At 68.7% G+C, this 15,216-nt stretch carries 13 protein-coding genes; 9 read left to right on the top strand and 4 right to left on the bottom strand.

All coding sequences use genetic code 11. The features are described 5' to 3' along the window. Window positions 1–77 precede the first annotated feature (77 nt). On the bottom strand, window positions 78–1,286 hold the full coding sequence (locus tag AB4Y94_RS08045; RefSeq protein WP_441727125.1) for an MFS transporter: 1,209 nt from the start codon (window positions 1,284–1,286) through the stop codon (window positions 78–80). 52 nt (window positions 1,287–1,338) lie between these two features. On the opposite strand from AB4Y94_RS08045, the gene AB4Y94_RS08040 reads away from it, so the two are divergent. Continuing rightward, window positions 1,339–2,253 (top strand): sulfurtransferase, encoded by a 915-nt coding sequence (locus AB4Y94_RS08040; RefSeq protein ID WP_441727123.1) that lies wholly within the window; start codon window positions 1,339–1,341, stop codon window positions 2,251–2,253. A gap of 19 nt (window positions 2,254–2,272) precedes the next feature. Here the strand turns inward: AB4Y94_RS08040 and AB4Y94_RS08035 are convergent, their stop codons facing one another. Further along, window positions 2,273–2,575 carry a hypothetical protein gene (locus AB4Y94_RS08035; protein ID WP_441727121.1) on the bottom strand — a complete coding sequence of 101 codons (303 nt, stop codon included), beginning with the start codon at window positions 2,573–2,575 and terminating at the stop codon, window positions 2,273–2,275. A 128-nt stretch (window positions 2,576–2,703) separates the two neighbouring features. On the opposite strand from AB4Y94_RS08035, the gene AB4Y94_RS08030 reads away from it, so the two are divergent. The 3 genes from AB4Y94_RS08030 to AB4Y94_RS08020 are packed head-to-tail and all read left to right on the top strand — an operon-like array spanning window position 2,704 to window position 6,580. Further along, on the top strand, window positions 2,704–3,795 hold the full coding sequence (locus tag AB4Y94_RS08030) for a PLP-dependent cysteine synthase family protein (protein WP_441727119.1): 1,092 nt from the start codon (window positions 2,704–2,706) through the stop codon (window positions 3,793–3,795). Next, window positions 3,792–5,093: an NtaA/DmoA family FMN-dependent monooxygenase gene (locus AB4Y94_RS08025; protein ID WP_441727117.1), complete on the top strand. Its 1,302-nt coding sequence runs from the start codon at window positions 3,792–3,794 to the stop codon at window positions 5,091–5,093. Before AB4Y94_RS08030 ends, AB4Y94_RS08025 begins: the two co-directional genes overlap by 4 nt. Beyond that, a complete protein-coding gene (locus AB4Y94_RS08020) occupies window positions 5,093–6,580 on the top strand; it encodes an aromatic amino acid ammonia-lyase (RefSeq protein WP_441727115.1) in 1,488 nt (495 codons plus the stop codon). The genes AB4Y94_RS08025 and AB4Y94_RS08020 overlap by 1 nt, the downstream gene beginning before the upstream one ends. A gap of 140 nt (window positions 6,581–6,720) precedes the next feature. Here the strand turns inward: AB4Y94_RS08020 and AB4Y94_RS08015 are convergent, their stop codons facing one another. After that, window positions 6,721–7,209, bottom strand: coding sequence for a GNAT family N-acetyltransferase (locus tag AB4Y94_RS08015; RefSeq protein WP_441727113.1), 489 nt, complete (start codon window positions 7,207–7,209; stop codon window positions 6,721–6,723). A 215-nt stretch (window positions 7,210–7,424) separates the two neighbouring features. On the opposite strand from AB4Y94_RS08015, the gene AB4Y94_RS08010 reads away from it, so the two are divergent. The 5 genes from AB4Y94_RS08010 to AB4Y94_RS07990 are packed head-to-tail and all read left to right on the top strand — an operon-like array spanning window position 7,425 to window position 11,125. Further along, a complete protein-coding gene (locus tag AB4Y94_RS08010; protein ID WP_441727111.1) occupies window positions 7,425–8,324 on the top strand; it encodes an ABC transporter substrate-binding protein in 900 nt (299 codons plus the stop codon). A gap of 3 nt (window positions 8,325–8,327) precedes the next feature. Continuing rightward, on the top strand, window positions 8,328–9,341 hold the full coding sequence (locus tag AB4Y94_RS08005; protein WP_441727109.1) for an amino acid ABC transporter permease: 1,014 nt from the start codon (window positions 8,328–8,330) through the stop codon (window positions 9,339–9,341). Further along, entirely contained in the window at window positions 9,341–10,123 is a 783-nt protein-coding gene (locus tag AB4Y94_RS08000; protein WP_441727107.1) for an amino acid ABC transporter ATP-binding protein, read from the top strand. Before AB4Y94_RS08005 ends, AB4Y94_RS08000 begins: the two co-directional genes overlap by 1 nt. Window positions 10,124–10,183: 60 nt before the next feature. Continuing rightward, on the top strand, window positions 10,184–10,972 hold the full coding sequence (gene ppk2 / locus AB4Y94_RS07995; protein WP_441727201.1) for a polyphosphate kinase 2: 789 nt from the start codon (window positions 10,184–10,186) through the stop codon (window positions 10,970–10,972). A 57-nt stretch (window positions 10,973–11,029) separates the two neighbouring features. Continuing rightward, entirely contained in the window at window positions 11,030–11,125 is a 96-nt protein-coding gene (locus AB4Y94_RS07990; protein WP_441727199.1) for an SHOCT domain-containing protein, read from the top strand. Window positions 11,126–11,150: 25 nt separating this feature from the next. Here the strand turns inward: AB4Y94_RS07990 and hrpA are convergent, their stop codons facing one another. Further along, the gene (gene hrpA / locus AB4Y94_RS07985) at window positions 11,151–15,101 is read right to left on the bottom strand and encodes an ATP-dependent RNA helicase HrpA (protein ID WP_441727105.1); all 3,951 of its coding nucleotides are present in this window, start codon (window positions 15,099–15,101) and stop codon (window positions 11,151–11,153) included. Window positions 15,102–15,216 lie beyond the last annotated feature (115 nt).

The raw sequence follows: 15,216 nt of genomic DNA, 5'->3' as shown, positions 1-15,216 counted from the left end.
GCGACTCTTAGACCCAACTACTGCGGTTTCGGCGAGGAGAACAAGGAGGGGGAAGGAGGGGAAGGAGGGGGAGCGGGTCAGGAAGGCTGCACCTGCACGGGCTCGGTGTCGGCGATCGGGCTGGCATCGCGGCCGCGCAGGTCCGGGTGCCACCGGCGCCCGAGGGTGGGGATGATGCAGCCGAGGGCGGCGAAGCCGGCCGCGACCAGGATGGCCGCAGACGGGCCGTAGTTGTCGATCATGAACCCGGCGACGGCGGAGCCGAGCGCCGCACCGATGAGCTGGCCCGTGCCCACCCACCCGTAGGCCTCGGCGGTGTCGCTGAACTTCACGCTCGCCGACACAATCCCGAACAGCACGGCCAGGGCCGGGGCGATGCCGATGCCGGCCACGAACAGTGTCACCGAGAGCCACCAGAAGCTCGACGAGAGGGCGGCGAATGCGATGCCGACGGTCACGATGAGCATCCGGCTGGCCAGCGCCCACGGTCCGATCGGCACGTGCCCGAGCGCCAGGCCGCCGACCAGTGAGCCGACCGAGAAGATGGCCAGCACCCAGCCGGAGTCCGCACTGCCGTGGCCGAAGCTGGCGACCACACCCGCCTCGACCGCGGCACATGCCGCAATCAGCATGAATCCGACGATCGTGCTGAGCAGCACGGCCGGGCGGGTGAGCACCACACCGAGCTTGCGCCGGCTGCGAGGGATGCGCACCCGGCCGAGCTCCGGGGAGGCCACGAACCAGATTCCGCCGCCGACGATGAAGGCCGCCGCGAGCAGGATCCCGGCGACCGAACTGACCTGCGTGGCCACGAGCGTCGCCACCACCGGACCGACCACCCAGATGATCTCCTGGGCCGACGCGTCGAGCGAGAACAAGGGGGTGAGCTGGCGGGAGTTGACCATCTTCGGGTAGATCGTGCGAACGGCGGGCTGGATCGGCGGGGTCGACAGTCCGGCGAGGAACCCGATCACAATCAGCCCGATGATCGGGAGGGGCAGGAGCGCCATCACCACGACGGATGCCGCACAGACCGCGATGGTTGCGATGATGACCGGGCGCATCCCCAGCCGCCCCATCAGCCGGCTGGTGAGCGGCCCGGCGATCGCCTGCCCGATGCTCATCGCGCCGAGGACGATCCCGGCCGTGGCGTAGGAGTTGTACGCGTGCTCGATGTGGATCAGGAACGCCAGCGAAAGCATCCCGAACGGGAACCGGGCGACAAGCTGGGCTGCGATGATACGGGCAACGCCGGGCGTTCTCAGAAGGCTCCAGTAGCTGCTCACAATCCACCAAGTCTAAGGGAGCCGACGGTGCCCTGGCGGGTACCGTTGAGTTGTGCAGACACTCATCGAAGCGCCCGAATTGGCCTCCTGGCGCGCCGGGCGGAACGACGTCAGGCTGGTCGATGTGCGTTGGGCGCTCGGCGGCCCGCCGGGGCGCATCGCATACCTCGCGGGGCATATCCCAGGCGCCGCGTATGCCGATCTCGAGACGGAGCTCGCCGGGCCGGCGGTCCCGGCCGAGGGGCGGCATCCGGTTCCCGCGATCGGTGTGCTCCAGGCGGCGGCCCGACACTGGGGGATCGACGACGGCGACACCGTTGTGGTCTACGACGACCTCGGCAACCAGTCCGCCGCGCGCGCCTGGTGGTTGCTCAGGCACGCCGGGGTGCGCAACGTTCTGCTGCTCGACGGCGGCCTCGGCGCCTGGGTCGCTGCCGGTCTCCAGGTGTCCACAGCCGAGGAGACGATCACGCCCGGCCGGGTCAGCCTCGACTACGGCCACCTCACCACCCTCGACGCCGATGCCGCCGGCAGGCTCCCCGGGGAGGGCGTGCTCCTCGACGCCCGCGCCGGCGCCCGTTTCCGCGGTGAGACCGAACCGGTCGACCCGCAGGCCGGCCACATCCCCGGCGCGGTGAGTGCCCCGTCCGCCGGGAACCTCGCGCCCGACGGCCGGTTCCTCCCCGCCGGTGAACTGCGCGCCCGCTTCGAGGCGTTGGGGGTGACGGATGCCGCACCGGTCGGCGTCTACTGCGGTTCAGGGGTCACCGCGGCGCACGAGGTGGCGGCGCTCGGCATCGCCGGTTTCGAAGCCGCCCTCTATCCCGGGTCCTGGTCGCAGTGGTCGAACTTCCCGGGTCGGGCGGTGGAAACCGGCGCGGGACGCCAGACCGGCGCGGGACGCCAAACCGGCGGGGGACGCCAGACCGGCGCAGAACCCCAGCAGGGCGCGGAACCCCCGCGCTGAGCCCGACACCCGGGCTGACCTAGTCGGGCATCTCCTCGTCGGCTCCCGCGGCAGTGCCCGGTGCCCCCGGGATGCCCGTGGCCTCGCGGTCGTTGTCGATCGCGGTATCCTCCTCCACGGCCTCCCGCCTGTCGAGATCGCGCTGCTTGTTGATTCCCGGTTCCTCCGGCGGGCCGCCGTCGATCAGCCCACTGGGGTGCGGCGCGGTATCCTCCAGGAACTCTTCGGGCCGGTTGCCGAATCCGACCGAACTGTCATCCGTTGCGCTGGTGGTCGCGTCGTCGTCGTTCACCGGGCCGGTGTCGTCGTTGGGGTCGCGCATGTCTCCACACCCTCTCTGCTTTGCCTCGATGCTAGGCACGCTCCGGCGCTTCGGCAAGGGTGTGGGCGCCGGCGTAACAGAGTGACACCGGCATGAGCCCGCACCGTTCCGAGACCTACCATTAGCGGATGACCACGATCGACTGGGCTGCTGCGGGCGCCACTTCGCCGGCCACCGATGTGCGGGAAGACGTGCTGGCATCCGCTGCGGGGTTGATCGGCAACACCCCGCTGGTCGAACTCCGCACCCTCGCCGCTGGGCTGCCCGGACGGGTGCTGGTCAAGCTCGAGGGACGCAACCCCGGCGGGTCGGCCAAGGACCGCGCGGCGCTGAACATCATCCGGCGGGCCGAGGAGAGCGGCGAGCTCGCACCCGGCGCTACGATCGTGGAATCCTCCTCCGGGAACACCGGCATCGGCCTGGCCCTGGTCGGGCGGCTGACCGGCCACCCGGTCGTCATCGTGCACACCGCGCACATCTCCGCCGAGAAGCGGCAGCTGCTCGCGGCGTACGGCGCCACCCTGGTCGAAGCGGACTGGGACGCCCCGCCGGACGACCCGCGGAACCCGCGCGCCGTCGCCGAACGCATCGCGGCGAGCATCCCCGGCGCGTGGTTGTCGCGCCAGTTCGAGAACCGCAACAACCCCGGTGCCCACTACAGCGGCACCGGCCCTGAGGTGTGGCGGCAGACGGCTCACCGGATCACCCACTTCGTGGCGTCCATCGGCACCGGCGGCACGGTCAGCGGGGCCGGCCGCTTCCTCCGGGAAGCCTCACAGGGGCGCCCGGGCGGGCCGGTGCGGGTCATCGGAGCGAACCCGGCCGGGTCCACCTATGCCGGGGAGGCGGAGGGCCCGATCCTGGTCGACGGGGTCGGCACCCGCTGGCCGCGCGACTGGTGGCCGCACACCTTCGACCGCGACGTGCTCGATGACGTGGTCACGGTGGACAACCGCACCGTGTACGACACGGTGCAAGCCCTCGCCCGCGAGGAGTCGCTGCTGCTCGGGCCGTCATCCGGCCTGGCGGTCGCGGTGGCACTGGCCGTGGCGCGGACCGCCGAGCCCGGCTCCGTCGTGGTCGCCATCTCCCCGGACTCGGGAACCAACTACCTCACCAAAGCGTTCAACCCGGATTGGCTGGCCGGCAACGGCCTCGGCCCGCAGGCGGAGGACCGGCTCCCGGCCGAGCACCCCTTCAGGCAAGGAGACAAGGCGTGACGCTGCAGCACTTCGGCTGGTTCCTCGGCGCCGGATTCGGTGTGCAGGGCTGGGGGGACCCCAGCTACGGCATCGGCTACGACTGGAAACAGCCGCCGGTCTACCAGGACGCCGCCCGGCTGTTCGAAGCCAGCGGCCTCGACCTCTTCATCGTCGAGGACGGCGTCGCCGTCCCCGACACCTACGGCGGCACCGCCGAAGTCAACCTCGCCAACGCGCGCTTCGTGCCCAAGCACGACCCGCTCCCGCTGGTGCCGTACCTGCTCGGCGCGACCAGCAAGATCGGCATCGTGCCGACCCTGTCCGCCAGCTTCTACGAACCCTTCACCGCGGCGCGACTGCTGGCCACCCTGCAGCACTTCGCCGGCGGCCGGCTCGGCTTCAACGTGGTCACCAGCGGCAGTGACCTCGCCGCCCAGAATTACAACCTCGACCGCCAGGTGGAACATGACCTCCGCTACGACCGGGCCGATGAATGGGTCGACGTGGTCCGGCAGCTGTGGCGCAGCTGGGATGCCGACGCCGTGCTCGAAGACACCGCGGGCGGCGTCTTCGCCGACCACACCAAGGTGCGCCCGATCAACCACCAGGGCCGTTTCTTCCAGGTGCGTGGCCCGCTGAACGCCGTGCCGCCGGCCGACGAGCCGGTGATGGTGCAGGCCGGCGCGTCCGGCCGCGGCCGCGACTTCGCCGGGAAGAACTCCGACGTCATCCTCGCCCTCGCGTCCACTCCCGAGCGGATGCGCGATTATCGCGAGTCCATCCGCCGGGTGGCCGCCGCCAACGGCCGGAACCCCGACCAGGTCAAGGTCTTGTTCGTCGTGAACCCGATCCTCACCGCCAATGCCGAGGAGACCGCATCCGTTCGCGCCCGGCGGTCCGAACTCACCCAGGCCGCGATCGACGAACAACTGCAGGCCGTGTCCTACCTGTCGGGGATCGACTTCAAGCGCTTCGACCTCGACGCGCCGCTGCAGGGTCTCAGCACCAACAGCAACCAAGGCACACTCGACAACTTCGTGAAGTCGGCCCCGGCCGGGTCGACCCTCCGCGAGATCCTGCAGGCGCGCGCCAACAAGGACGGCCTGGCCGTCATCGGCACCGCCGACGAGGTCGCCGAGCACCTCGGTGAGCTGGCCGACGCGGTGGGCGGCGATGGATTCCTGTTCACCGGGCAGGTGCACCCCGCGCACGTGCACCGCACCCTCGACCCGCTGGTGCCGGCGCTCCGCCGACGGGGCCTCCTGCGCACCGAACTCGGCGACGGCGGCCTCCGCGCGAACCTGCAGGACTTCTGATGGCCCAGACCCGCTCCGACACCGTGACGCTCGGCTCGTCCGCTGCGACGGTAGCGGATGTCGTCGCCGCGGCATCAGGCGCCCGCGTCGTTCTCGACGCCGGTGCGGTCGAGAACATCGGCCGATCCCGCGGCGTCGTCGAGGCGGCGTTGGCCGGTGGCAGCGCCGTCTACGGACTGAACACCCGGCTGGGCGCCGGCCGGGACACGGTGCTCACCACCGATGAGCTCGCCGACTTCCAGCGCCGGGTCATCGCGAACCACGTGGGCGGTATCGGACCGGCCCTGCCGGCCGGCGAGGTGCGTGCGCTGGTCTTCGCGCGGCTGGCCGGCTTCAGCCGCGGCGGCTCCGGGGTGCGCCCGGACGTGGCCGACGCCTACGCCGCGCTCCTCAACGCCGGAGTTGTGCCGGTCGTCCCGGCGCGCGGGTCGGTCGGGGCCGGGGACCTCACCCATCTCGCGGCCGTCGCCGCAGTACTGACCGGTGCGGGGGAGGCGTTCGTCGACACCGCGGCCGGCCCGGCAGTGGTCACCGGCGCCGCGGCCCTGGCTGCGGCAGGCCTGGCTCCGGTCGAACTCGAAGCCGGCGAGGCCCTCGCCACCCTCAGCGGCAACTCCTACAGCGTCGGCGTTGGCGCCCTCACGGTGGACGAACTTGAAACGCTCAGTGTGGGAGCCGACCTCGCGGTCGCCCTGTCCCTCGAGGCTGTCGGTCAGCACGGTACCGGCGGCAATCTCAGCCCGTTCGACCCGGCGGTCCAGCGCGCCGCCGGACGGACCGGACAAGCGGATGCCGCGGCATCCGTCCTGGAGATGCTCACCGGAAGCCCGTTGGAACGCGCTGGCCGCACGGTGACCGTGCAGGACCCACTGTCTTTCCGCACGGTTCCGCAGCTGCACGGCGCCTGGCGGAGTTCCATCGCGGCGACTCGTACGCTCGTCGAGACCGAGCTGAACGCCCGCGCGGAGAATCCGCTGGTCGACGTGGAATCGGGGCGGATGATCTCCGGCGGCAACTTCGAAGTGATCGCCCTCGCGCTCGTATTCGAGGCGATGCGGGTGACCCTGGCCCATGTCGCGTCGGCCAGCGAACGGCGGATCGCGGCGCTCTCGGAACTCTCCCTGCCGATGCGTGCCGCGGGCACCGCGCGGATCCCGGGCCTGCTCTGGTACGCCGCGTCGGCGAACCTGGCCGAACTCCGGCAGCTGGCCGCACCGGCGACGGTCGGCTTCGCCACCCTCTCCGGAGTCGAGGACCAGGCCACCCAGGCCCCCCTCGCCCTGCAGCTGCTGCAGCGGGGTGTGGGTCTCCTCCGGGAAGTCCTCGCGATCGAGGTGCTGCACGCTGCCCAGCTGCTTCCGCACGGCGCCCAGCTCGGCGCTGCGGCGGCCCACGTCATGCCGCGCCTGGAGGCGCTGCTCGGGGCCGGGCTTCCGGCATCCGCCCTGGTCGCGGGCGCGGCCGACGTGCTCGCCGGCCGGTCGTAAGTCCGGGTCACGCTTGACGCTGTGTCGGTATCCACGCCGAGTCGCCCGCTTCTGCTGCTGGGGCCGGGTTCTCACAGCAGAACTGGGCGACTCGGGGTTGCCGCGTGGTGGCCTGTCGCCAGCTGCGGCACGGCGTCCGGTCAGAGTGACTTGCTGAACCCCAGGTAGGAAATCTCCTCCAGGTCACCGGTGAGATCGAACAGGGGCTGGTAGCCGAGCGACAGGTACAGCGCCACCGCCTCTGGTTGCCGGGCGCCCGTGGTCAAGACCACTGTGCGGTTGCCGCGGCGGGCCGCCTCGATCTCCAGCTCGGCCATCACCAGCCGGGCATAGCCACGGCGGCGGTGCTCGGAGTGCGTCCAGACCCGTTTCACCTCCACCGTGTCATCGTCGACACGCTTGAAAGCGCCGCCGGCCACCGCCTGGCCGTCGACCAGGAGCAGCAGGAAGGCACCGCCATGGGACGGCTGGAACAGCTCTGCCGGGTATCGGCTCAACTCCGCCGATGACGGGATCCCATCGTTCAACCCGTATCGCTCGTCATATTCGCGGCCCAGTTCCTCGACCAGCGGCGCCGCGAGCGGGTCGTCCGGCGACGTGTAGTGGAGGGTGGGAAGAACGGATGCCACACCACGACCCTAAAACAGGGGCATCCGCTCGCCATTCCGTACCGACACTGTCGGTAACATGCCCGTCCCCACGCACGATTTGCGGTGTTCAAAACGTTACCGGTGCACGTAATCAGCGTCGGGAGGGTGTAATAAGCTCGCCTTGTCGCACCGTTATGGCTTTCAAGGATGAAAGAGCGACCCAGCAGCACTGCCCAACAACGAAGGACCCACACATGCGCGCACGATACGCACTTCCGGCACTCGCTGCCGTTGCAGCCCTGATGCTCACCGGCTGCGTCGACAACTCCACTCCATCCACCGGGGGATCCTCAGGCAGCGGCGCGGCGAGCGATGTGCAGAAGGACGACGCCGCGGCGGCCATGCTGCCCGACAAGATCGCCAAGTCCGGCAAGCTCATCATCGGCACCGACCCGACCTACGCACCCAACGAATACAAGGACGAATCCGGCAACCCGATCGGCTGGGGGATTGAGATCTCCAACGCCATCGCCGCGAAGCTCGGACTGAAGCCCGAATACCAGGTTTCGAAGTTCGACAACATCATCCCGAGTGTCACCGGTGGCAAGGCAGACATGGGCGAATCCTCCTTCACCGACACGGTCGAGCGTGAGAAGCAGGTCGACTTCGTCAACTACTACACCGCTGGAATCCAGTGGGCATCGGCGAAGGGCAAGGACGTCGACCCCGAGAACGCCTGCGGGCTGAAGGTCGCCGTGCAGGCCACCACGTTCGAGGACACCGATGAGGTGCCCGCCAAGAGCGACGCGTGCGTTGCCGCCGGCAAGGCACCGATCGACAAGGTTCCGTTCGACACCCAGGACGCCGCCACCAACGCCGTCGCCCTCGGCCAGGTCGATGCGATGAGCGCCGACTCCCCGGTCACCCTCTACGCGATCTCACAGACCAAGGGCAAGCTGCAGCCCGCGGGCAAGACCTTCGACGTCGCACCGTACGGCATGGTGGTGGCCAAGGGATCCGACCTGACCAAAGCCGTCCAGGCCGCGCTGCAGTCGATGGTCGACGACGGTTCATACGGCAAGATCCTCGACAAGTGGGGTGTCGCCGACGGCGGCATCGACAAGATCACGATCAACGCAGCCGCGAACGGCTAGATCATGACCTCGGCAGACCTGAACCGGCCGGCAGCGGGGGCCACCCCGCCGCCGGCCGGCGCCGCAGAACCGGCCGCCATCAAGGCCATCCGGCTCAGGCACCCCTGGCGAATCGTTTTCGCCGTCGTGCTGATCCTCGCGTTCGCGGTCTTCGTGCTCGACGCCGCCCAGCGCGAGGCCTACGACTGGCCGTCCGTGGCGAAGTACCTCTTCGACCGCCGCATCACGATGGCCGCATTCGTCACCCTCCAGCTGACCGTCTACTCGATGGTGATCGCGATCATCCTCGGCGTCACCCTCGCGGTGATGCGCCTCTCGCCGAACCCGGTCGTGAAAGCCGTGGCCTGGTTCTACCTCTGGGTGTTCCGCGGCACCCCGGTCTACGTGCAGCTGGTGTTCTGGGGCCTGATCTCGATCATCTACCAGACCATCGACATCGGCATCCCGTTCACCGAACCCTGGTTCCAGATGGACACCAAGGTGGCGCTCAACACGTTCACCCTTGCCGTGATCGGCCTGGCGTTGAACGAGGCGGCCTACATGGCGGAGATCGTGCGAGCCGGGCTGCTCTCGGTGGACCGGGGCCAGGAAGAGGCCGCGACGGCGCTCGGCATGAGCTGGTTCCAGACCATGCGCCGTGTGATCATCCCGCAGTCGATGCGGATCATCATCCCGCCGACCGGCAACGAGGTGATCTCGATGCTGAAGACCACGTCGCTGGTGACCGCCGTGCCCTTCAGCTTCGACCTGTACACCCGGTCGCGTGACATCGCGGCAGAGACGTTCAATCCAATACCTACCCTGATCGTCGCCTCGATGTGGTACTTGTTCTTCACCTCCATCCTGATGGTGGGACAGTACTTCCTGGAGAAGCGCTTCGCCCGCGGCGTCGGCGACCGCCGGCCCGACCGCAAGGGAACCGAACCCGGCGAAGTGACCGGCACGCTGCCGGTCGTCGGGGCCGGCCAGCCGACCGTGATCGTCCCGCCGCAACAACGCGAAAGCGGAGGCCACTGATGACCGAGGCGACAACCGACATCCCACCCATGGTGCTGGCCGACTGCGTGTCGAAGAGCTTCGGCACCAACCAGGTGCTCAAGAGCATCTCGCTCGAGGTCAAGCGCGGCGAGGTGATGTGCCTGGTCGGGCCCTCCGGGTCGGGCAAGTCCACCTTCCTCCGCTGCATCAACCACCTCGAAGTGGTCTCCGCCGGCCGGCTGAGCGTGGACGGCGAGCTGATCGGCTACCGCGAGGCGAACGGCAAACTGTACGAACTGCACCCGAAGGAAGCCGCGAAGCAGCGGCGTGACATCGGCATGGTGTTCCAACGGTTCAACCTGTTCCCACACATGACCGCGTTGGAGAACGTGATGGAAGCCCCGATGCAGGTCAAAGGCCTCTCGAAGGCCGAGGTCAAGCAGAAGGCGCTCGGCCTGCTGACCCGGGTGGGCCTGGCCGACCGCGCCAGTTACTACCCCGCGCACCTCTCCGGCGGCCAGCAGCAGCGGGTGGCGATTGCGCGGGCGCTGGCGATGGAGCCGAAGCTGATGCTCTTCGACGAGCCGACGAGCGCGCTCGACCCCGAGCTGGTCGGTGAGGTCCTCGATGTGATGAAGGGCCTGGCCAAGGATGGCATGACCATGATCGTGGTCACGCATGAAATGGGCTTCGCTCGCGAAGTCGCCGACTCGCTCGTGTTCATGGACGGCGGCGTCGTCGTGGAGTCCGGCGACCCGACCGAGGTCCTGGCCAACCCGCAGCACCAGCGCACCCAGGCCTTCCTGTCCAAGGTGCTCTAGACCGTGTCAGGCACGAAGAAGCCGAAGAAGAACAAGACCAACCGCGGCCACGACAAGCGGATACCGAAAGAGCTCTACGAAGCGGAGCTCGAGCGGCTGCAGATCGAGCTGGTCAGCATGCAGCAGTGGATCATCGCGACCGGCGCGCGCGTCGTCGTGATCTTCGAGGGACGCGATGCAGCGGGCAAAGGCGGTGTGATCAAGCGGATCGTGCAGTACCTGAATCCACGATCGGCGCGAGTGGTCGCCCTGCCGGTTCCGAATGAGCGCGAAAAAGGGCAGTGGTACTTCCAGCGGTACATCGAACGGCTGCCCACCGCGGGCGAGATCGTCCTGATGGACCGTTCCTGGTACAACCGCGCCGGCGTCGAGCACGTGCTCGGATATTGCACGGATGAGCAGTACCAGCGTTTTCTTGACCAGGCGCCTGTGGTTGAGCGGATGCTCGTCGATGACGGCATCATCCTGGTCAAGTACTGGTTCTCCGTGTCGGACGATGTGCAGCAAGCGCGGTTCCGTTCACGCCTGCTCGACCCGATGCGACGGTGGAAGCTGTCCGAGACCGACCTGCTGTCGATCCTGAAGTGGGAGGACTACTCCCGGGCCAAGGACGCGATGTTCGAGGTCACGGACACGCCTGAGGCCCCGTGGTGGACCATCGAGAGCGACGACAAGCGTGCCGCCCGGCTCAACACGATCCGGCACCTGCTCTCGCAGGTTCCGTACGAACGCCTCGAGCCGGAGGACGTGACGATCCCCGATCGCCCGAAAGCGAACGACTATGAGCGGCCGCCGCGGGAGAAATTCAGGTACGTCCCCGACCACGCGAAGGACATCGTCGCCGGCTGAACGGGCAGGATCACCCCGCACGGATGAGGAAATTCCGCGGCGCCGGCGGCCGATCCGCTGGAGCAGCTTAAGACCCTGGCCGAACTGAAAGCACAGGGCGTGCTGACCGAGGAGGAATTCGCGACTCAGAAGGCAAGGATCCTGGGCGGCTGAACTCGGGCGGTTCAGCCGGTCAGGTTCAGCCGGCGAGGACCTTCTGGATCCGCTGCAACGAGACCGACTCCGCAGCCTTCAGTTCCTGGGCGAACAAGCTGATCCGCAGGTCTTCGATCATCCACCGCGCCCGCACCAGGTTTGCCGCCGAGTGCGGCTCGAGTGGAATGTGGCCGCCCGCGCTGGAGAATGCGGCCGTCGCGGACAGCACCTCGTTCATCCAGACCCGATCGCGGCCGGGATTGTCGGCCAGCTTCGAGATGCGCGCCGTGATGCCGGCGATGTAGCGCGGCAGGTGCCGCAGGTGCACAAGCCCGGTCGCGCTCACGAAACCCGGAAAGACGAGCCCGTCGAGTTGCACACGGGCATCCGACAGCGCCGGCAGCAACGCCATGCTGGTGGCGCCCTTGAGCGCCTTGTCCGCGGCGCGGGACGCGGCCAGGACGCGAGCGGCCAGGCCGACGGTGTCGAACATCGAGTCCATGACAACCCCCGACACCCGGTCACGGAGGGTGTCGAACTCGGCCTTCATGAACACCAGCCCGTCCGGCTTGACCCGGTACAGCACCTCATCGACGCACGCGGCGAGGCAGTCGTCGAACAGCGCCGGCGTCGACGGGTACGGACTGGTCGCGAGGCTCAGCTTCTCCGCGCCGGTCAGGTGCTGCTGCACGTACGCGACCGGCGACGGAGTGGCGAGCAACAGCAGCCGGCGCACTCCACCGGGCAGGGTGCGGGCCTGGTCGGCCTCTGTGCTCATCAGACGGATCGACACGGATGCCCCGTCGTCGATCAGGGTCGGGTAGGCGCGGATCACGTTACCGGCCTGCTGCGTGTCGAGGTGGCGGGGCAGCTCCGAGAAATCCCAGGTGGTCAGTCCGCTGCGTTCGATCGCGTTGGGGGTGTGTGCAACGGATGCCGCGGCCACGCTCTCGCGGGCTCGCGCCCCCAGCCGGCGTTGCAGGTCACCGAGGTCTTTCCCCTCCGCCACGGTTCGCCCGCGCTCATCCACCACCCGGAAGGTCATTCGGAGATGCCCGGGGACCCGGTCGAGGTCGAAGTCGGCCGCCGTGACCGGCACGTGGGTGAGCCGCTGGATGAGTGCCGCAAGGGTCGCCGGGAAGGACTCGACAGGCTCGACCACCGCGGTGGTCGAGCCTGCGCCGCCCTGAGGAGGCCGCTCGCGGCCGTCTCGAAGGGTCGAGACCACAGGCAGTTCGCCCAGCAGTCGCGCCGCCCAGTCGGCCGCTGGAACCACGTTCCGCCGGATCACCTTGGGCAACGACTTGATCAGGGCCGTGACGAGGTCGGCGCGAAGCCCGGGCACCTGCCAGTCGAAGCCGGAAGGGGAGAGCCGGGCAAGCAGTGGCAGCGGAACCTGCACCGTCACACCATCGTCGTCTGCACCGGGTTCGAAGCGGTAACTGAGTGCGAACCGCTGGTCGGCCTGCCGCCACTCGGGTGGGAACAGCGACTCGTCGACGTCGGGGGCGTCCTCGGGCACCAGCGCCTCGGCCGTCATCGTCAGCAGGTTCGGGGTCTCCTGCCGGGCCTTCCTCCACCACGTCTCGAAGGTGCGCGTTGACGACACATCGGCCGGCAGCCGCCTGTCGTAGAAGTCGAAAACGGCCTCGTCGTCGAACAGGATGTCGCGTCGGCGGGTGCGTTCCTCCAGCGCCGCAAGCTCGGTGCGGAGCTTCTCGTTCTCCCGGGCGAAGGCGGTGACCCGCCGGTCCAGCCGGTCGATGTCCCACTCTCCGTCGATGAGGGCGGAACGGATGAACAGGTCGCGCGCGTAGGCAGGATCAATGCGCGAGAACTGGATCCGGCGGCGGGCAATGATCGGGACTCCGTAGAGCGTGACGCGTTCCCAGGCGACGACGGCGCCCTGCTTCTTCTCCCAGTGCGGTTCGGAGTAGCTGCGCTTCACCAGGTCGCCAGCCAGCGGCTCAGCCCAGGCGGGGTCGATGGCGGCGTTCATCCGGGCGAACAGGCGGCTGGTCTCGACCAGCTCGGCGCTCATCACGGCGTTCGGCTGCTTCTTCGCCAGCGCAGAGCCGGGGAACAGCACGAACCGCTGCTGTCGGGCGCCGATGTAGTCGCGTTTTGCGGTGTCCTTGAGACCGAGGTGCGACAGGAGGCCGGCCAGCAGGGAGCGGTGGATTCCGTCGGGGTTCACGCTCGAGTCGCCGCCAGCCTTGGAGTCGAACACAGCCAGTCCGAGCGGCTTGGCAAGCTGGCGGAGCTGCCGGTACACGTCCTGCCATTCGCGCACCCGCAGGTAGTTGAGGTACTCGTTCTTGCAGAGGCGTCGGAACGCGCTCGAGCCGAGCTCCTTCTGCTTCTCTTCCAGGTAGTTCCAGAGGTTCAGCAGGGTGAGGAAGTCGCTGGTGGGGTCGGCGAACCGCGCGTGCTGGGAGTCGGCCTGTGCGCGGCGTTCGAGCGGGCGCTCGCGCGGATCCTGGATGGTGAGGCCGGCGACGATGGCCATCACCTCGCGGCTGGTGCCCTGCGTCTTGGACTCGACCACCATCCGGGCGAAACGAGGGTCGATCGGGAGCTTCGCGAGCTGCTCGCCCACCCGGGTGAGGCGTGCGGTCTTGTCTTCACCGGCATCCGTCGTGTCGACACGGCGGGAAGCACGCCCGGAGGCAGGCCGGTTCTCGATGGCGCCGAGCTCGCCCAGCAGGTCGAGGCCGTCCTTGATGCCGCGGGAGTCCGGCGGGGTGAGGAACGGGAAAGCGGCGATGTCGCCGAGGCCGAGCGAGATCATTTGCAGGATGACGGCGGCCAGGTTGGTGCGGAGGATCTCAGGCTCGGTGTACTCCGGCCGGCGGGTGAAGTCCTCCTCGGAGTACAACCGGATCGCGATGCCGTCGCTGGTGCGACCGCTCCGGCCGGAGCGCTGGTTCGCCGAGGCCTGGGAGATCGCCTCGATCGGCAGCCGCTGCACCTTGGACCGCACGCTGTAGCGGCTGATCCGGGCGGTCCCGGCATCGATCACGTACCGGATGCCGGGCACGGTCAGGCTGGTCTCGGCGACGTTGGTGGCCAGCACGATCCGGCGGCGCACTCCCGCGACGGTCGACGGCTGGAACACCTTGTGCTGGTCGGCGGAGGAGAGCCGGCCGTAGAGCGGCAGCACCTCGGTCGGTGCGGTCCTCCCGCCGGCGCCGAACTTGCCGTTCAACGCGTCCGCAGCGTCGCGGATCTCGTTCTCGCCGGAGAGGAAGACCAGCACGTCGCCGTTCGACTCCCGTTCGAGTTCGTCGAGCGCGGCGCTGATGCCTTCGATGTAGTCACGGTCGACGGATGCCGCGCCGGGGCCGATGTCGCTGTCGTCGTCGGCATCCGTTTCGATCGGTGCCTCGGCGACCAGCGGGCGGTAACGGATCTCGACCGGGTAGGTACGTCCGGAGACCTCGACGATCGGCGCGGGGGTGCCGTCGGGCTTCGCGAAGTGCGCGGCGAAGCTCTGCGGGTCGATCGTCGCGGAGGTGATGATGAGCTTGAGGTCCGGGCGCTTCGGGAGAAGCTGGCGGAGGTAGCCGAGCAGGAAGTCGATGTTGAGGCTGCGCTCGTGCGCCTCGTCGATGATGATGGTGTCGTACTTGCGCAGCAGCTTGTCGCGGTGCATTTCGTTGAGCAGGATGCCGTCGGTCATCAGCTTGATGCGCGTGTCGGAGCCGACCTTGTCGGTGAAGCGCACCTGGTAGCCGACGAGTTGGCCGACCTCCTGGCCGAGTTCCTCGGCGATTCGCTCGGCGATGGTGCGGGCGGCCAGGCGCCGGGGCTGGGTGTGGCCGATACTCTCACGGCCGAGCTCGATGCAGATCTTGGGCAGCTGGGTGGTCTTGCCCGACCCGGTCGCGCCCGCGACGATGACCACCTGGTTGTCGCGGATGGCGCGGGCGATGTCGTCCCGCCTCTGGCTGACGGGCAGCTCCGGGGGGAAGGTGATCTGGACGGGAATCATGAGCCCTCCATCCTATTCGGCCCGACCCGCCACTCTCGCCGCCGACTCGTCCCGCGCGCGCATCGGAGTGCTGAGGCGCGTATATAACACCTTCGTGTGCACGACGAAGGTGTTA

Origin of the sequence: Glaciibacter sp. 2TAF33, from assembly GCF_052114945.1 — a bacterium.
Classification (GTDB): Bacteria; Actinomycetota; Actinomycetes; order Actinomycetales; family Microbacteriaceae; genus Cryobacterium.
The sequence above is the reverse complement of the archived record's forward strand: the minus strand, read 5'-3'. Positions and strand labels throughout refer to the sequence as shown.